General features: G+C 43.2%; 2 protein-coding genes and 1 pseudogene. All 3 read left to right on the top strand.

Annotated elements, in window-relative coordinates:
* Nucleotides 1–68 precede the first annotated feature (68 nt).
* The 3 genes and pseudogenes from QUA57_RS28050 to QUA57_RS28060 all read left to right on the top strand — a co-directional run bounded on the left by QUA57_RS28050 (nucleotide 69) and on the right by QUA57_RS28060 (nucleotide 4,514).
* Nucleotides 69–3,179 (top strand): hypothetical protein, encoded by a 3,111-nt coding sequence (locus tag QUA57_RS28050; RefSeq protein WP_333065053.1) that lies wholly within the window; start codon nucleotides 69–71, stop codon nucleotides 3,177–3,179.
* 9 nt (nucleotides 3,180–3,188) lie between these two features.
* Nucleotides 3,189–4,226: pseudogene (locus QUA57_RS28055) on the top strand (CHAT domain-containing protein).
* A 27-nt stretch (nucleotides 4,227–4,253) separates the two neighbouring features.
* Nucleotides 4,254–4,514: a hypothetical protein gene (locus QUA57_RS28060; RefSeq protein ID WP_333065054.1), complete on the top strand. Its 261-nt coding sequence runs from the start codon at nucleotides 4,254–4,256 to the stop codon at nucleotides 4,512–4,514.
* Nucleotides 4,515–4,572 lie beyond the last annotated feature (58 nt).

Below are 4,572 nucleotides of genomic sequence, written 5' to 3' on the forward strand. Positions count from 1 at the left end.
GCTAATTTACGATGATTACATTGATGTCGTATAACTTAACTATAGAGAGGCTTTGATTGTTTTCGGAGATGTCTAGTGACAGAATCGTCGGAGATAAAGCTGAGAATTTAGAAAAGGCGATCACCTGTTATGAAGGAGCCTTGCAAGTTATTAGCCGCGATCGAGATCCTGAACTTTGGGGAACGCTGCAAAATAACCTGGCACTTGCTTACACTCGCCGAGTTGAAGGCGATGGGGTACAGAATTTAGAAAAAGCGATCGCTTGTTATCAAGTTGCCTTAAAAGTTCGTACTGATTCTGATTGGGCTAGTAGCCAATTTCACCTTGGTCTTGCCTATAGCGAAAGGATTTTAGGGGACAAAATCCAGAACCAGGAACGGGCGATCGCAGCCTATCAAGCAGCCTTACAAATTTATACTCTCGAAACCTATCCAGAAAGATGGGCTAAAACCCAGTTAGATTTGGGTTTTGCTTACCGCAAATTGGCACAAATTGCTAATGCTTTAACCTGTTTTCAAGCGGCCTTAAAAGTCTTTACACCTACTTGGTTCCCTAGAGAGTGCATCGAAACCGGACTTGAGTTGGGAAAGGTAGCATTGGGTACTGGCAAAAAGGCAGAAGCTTTTGAAGGTTTTGAGATTGTAATTGAAGCTGTAGAGATGCTCAGCCGTTGGGGTGATTCTGAATCTTTACATCAAGAAATTCCTGCAAAGATTTCTGCTTACACAAAAATAGTAGCGCTTTGCATGGACTGTGGAGAACTAGAAAAAGCTAGAGAATATGCTGAACGCTCAAGTTCTCCTGTTATTTTAGACATCCTAGAAAATGTTCAGATCCAGCAAATAACTTCAACTTCACAGTTTCTTATTAAAGCTTTAGACACCGTTGCCAAAAGCGAAAATAATTCGCAAGCTTTGTACCAGCTTCTAGAAGCCAACCTAGATAAACTGGACAACAGTTTTGTCGAACGATTAAGTCTAATAAAGTTTGATATATCTCAACTAGGGCCAGGGGAAGCAATCAATTTAGCGGCAAGAATTCTCAACTTTAGCAGTCTCATTGAAGATTTCCCCAAAGGCAATTCAGAAAACAACCGGAAGATTGCTAAAACAGGCTACGAAGTTGCAGCTACTGTTTTTACCGAAGAAAACTTACCCGAACAATGGAATTTTATTCAACATAAAATTCGCCCTAATTTACCAGTGGAATTATTGGAAGTTATTTCCGAAAATCAAGGTAAAATTCGAGTGGATACCTTACTTGAACATGAGCGAGAGCAACTTGAGAAGTATTTTGTTAAAACAGCGCAAAAACTTATATCTTTGACAGCTAACCCAGAACCTATAGACGAACTTTTTATAAAGTGGGTAGAGAAAATATTTCGTGATGCTAACCCAGAGCAACTTGACGAAATTTTTGTTGACGAGATGCCAGATGAAGACGATGCTATGCTATCCGAAGTTCCACCTGAAAAGAGAAAAGAAATTGCTTCGGGTATTTTGGTTTTAAGCTGGCGCATAAGCGACTTCAAAAAAGGTAATGAGGCTAATAATTTAGAAATTGCGATCGCAGGTTACAAAATTGCTGCCACAGCCTTAACCCGCGAATCTACTCCTGAAGAGTGGGCGCTTTGTCAGATGTTTCTCGGCATGGCTTATCGTCGCCGTTTTAAGGGCGATCGCGCCGAAAATCAAGAACAAGCGATCGCTTACTGTCAAGATGCCCTACAAGTATATACCCGCGAAGCTTTTCCGATACAGTGGGCAACGATTCAAAATACATTGACTCTTGCCTATGACAACCGAATTTGGGGAGATCAGTTAGAGAATGCAGAATTGGCGATTGCTGCAGGCGTTGCTGCAATGGAAGTTCGCACCCGCGAAGCAATGCCTGAAGAATGGGCCCAAGTGCAAAACAATTTGGGCATCGTTTACTGCGATCGCATCTGCGGCGACAAGGCGGAAAACTTGGAAAAAGCGATCGCCTGTTATGAAAATGCCCTGGTATTCCGCACCCGCGAAGAATTCCCTGAACTTTGGGCGCAAACTCAAATGAATCTGGCCTCTGCCTACCGCCACCGACTTCATGGCGATCTGGTAGAAAATGTTGAGAAGGCGATCGCAGTTAACCAAGAAGCATTGCAAGTTTACACTCAAGACGAGTTTCCCGTTGATTGGGCTAGAGTAAAAATGAATCTGGCTAATGCTTATTTGCATCGACTTAATGGCGATCGAAATGAGAATTTAGAAATAGCTATCGCACCCCATAAAGCTGCCTTACAAATCTTTAACCAGGAGGATTTTCCTAGAGAGTGGGCTATGGGTCAAATGAATCTAGGCAGTTGCTACAACCTCGATCGAAATGAAGAGGCGATCGCCTGTTATCAATCAGCAATGGCTGTCTTCACGCCAACTGCTTTCCCATTTGAATGCTTGAAGGTTGGAGAAATGCTGGGAAACAGAGCATTTGTAATGGGAAATTGGAAATTAGCCATTGAGGGATATAGTATCGCGATTGAAGCTGTAGAAACCAGCCGTACTTGGGCAACTTCGGAATCTCGCCGCCAAGAAATTCTCTCAGACGCGATCGACGTTTATGCAAAGATGGTGGAAGCCTGCATCAATAACAAGCAGTTAGATAAAGCTGTTGAATATGTAGAGCGATCGCGTTCTAAACGCCTCGTAGACTTGATGGCAAGCAATGACCTCTACTCAAGTGCAGAAATTCCTGCTGAAATTAAACAATATTTACAGGATTTTGAACAGCTACAGCAGCAAATTGACAAGGAACGAGGGCGCAATCAACCTAGCAGCGACATTGATAATAGCAAACTTGATAACAGCCGTGCTGCTGTCAAAGCTTACAATCAAACAATTGCTGATCTGGAAGCTGAAAAACTCCTGATTTGGGAACAACTTCGCCGCCTAGATCCGGTGCTGGCTGGTCAAATTCGAGTCAATCCTCTCAACTTCCCATCCATCCAGCAACTTATCGATAAACCCACTACTGCAATTCTCAGCTTTTACACCACCGTTAGCGACACCTTTATCTTCGTGGTGCGGCAAAACCAAATTACCCTGCAAAGTTGCGCCAATTTAGGATTGGAGGCTTTACACGGGTGGATTTTCCAGCAGTGGTTAGAGCAATACGTTGAGGATAAAATTTACTGGCAAGAGTAATTGAATAGGATGCTAGCTGAAATCGCCAATTTTTTAAATTTGGATGATTTAATAGTATGGCATTTAGATGGAATTTATGAACTCATTATAATTCCTCATGTTGCCCTTCACCACATTCCCTTTGCTGCGCTTCCTATTGCAGATAACCGCTATTTAGGAGACAAGTTTCTCATTCGTTACGCGCCCAGTTGCCAAGTGTTAGAATTCTGCCAGCAGCGTCCCTCATTCCGCAGTAACCTTAATTGTGGCACTGTTGAAGATGCAACGGGCGACTTGCCTTGTGCCAGTTTTGAAGGAGAGCAACTCGCACTTCTTTATAGTATCCCAGACAATCAACGCTTAAAAGGTCGCCATCAAGCTACAGTTAATAACTATCGAGAACTAGCGCGAACCGTCCAAATCCTTCACTCTAGCCACCACGCCCAGTCCCGCCTCGACAATCCCTTAGAATCGACATTAATTTTAGGAGATGGCTGCATTACTTTAGGTCAGTTAATGACTCCTGCATGGCGTTTCCCTCAGTTATCGGATGTATTTCTTTCCTGCTGTGAAACAGGATTGGGGATGATTGATATTACTGATGATGTCCTTACTTTTTCGACGGCTTTTTTGTCTGCGGGAGCTAGAAGTGTTATCAGTACGCTCTAGGCTGTCGATGATTTAGCCACAGCGCTTTTTTCGATTTTTTACTATCAAGAGTGGCAGCAGGGAAAGAATCGACCAGAAGCCATTAGAAAAGCTCAATTTAAGTTGCGGATGCTTACGGGGGATACCCTAGCTGCTAGTTACAAACCCCAACTCAAAGAAGTGTTGAAACAGAAACTTAAAGAAACCGAGACGCTCCGCAAAAGCTCTAAGGCAGAACGAGATACTTGCTCCTCCGGTTCCCAAGTTTATCGGCAATTGCATGAAGAATACCAAAAGTATGATAAGATTGGCCAACAAATTCATCAGTCTCTCAAAAATTTGGATAGAATTTGTCAAGAATCAAAGCCTTTCTCTCACCCTATTTACTGGGCAGCTTTTATAGGCGCGGGAGTTCGCTAAAAAAAATAGAGCTAAAAAAGATGTTTTATGTCCGATAATTTACTTGACCCCATCTATCATGTTGTTCGCGATTGTGAAGGTCGCGAGTACCGCTTGCGAGTGGACGGTGACAGTGGTTTATTCATTGTCAAGGTGTTACAGCAAGGCAGCGAAATCGGAAGGGTTCAGTGGTTTTTTCATCCACCAGATCAAATGTCCCTTGGCGACCTAATTATTGATGATGCTGTCGTCCACACTCCTCAAAACCTGGCGAGCGCACTTTTGCAACTTGTATTTAGGGCTTGCTGAATAATCGAGTGCATATTGCGTCGCGAAAGGTTTCGAGCGCGTGATCGAGAATAAAGTG

This window comes from Microcoleus sp. Pol7_B2 (assembly GCF_036701035.1).
Taxonomy (GTDB): domain Bacteria; phylum Cyanobacteriota; class Cyanobacteriia; order Cyanobacteriales; family Microcoleaceae; genus Microcoleus.

Excerpts from the sequence above, each read along its gene's own strand:
- QUA57_RS28050 (WP_333065053.1), top strand. The coding sequence starts at position 69 with ATGTCTAGTGACAGAATCGTCGGAGATAAAGCTGAGAATTTAGAAAAG.
- QUA57_RS28060 (WP_333065054.1), top strand. The coding sequence starts at position 4,254 with ATGTCCGATAATTTACTTGACCCCATCTATCATGTTGTTCGCGATTGT.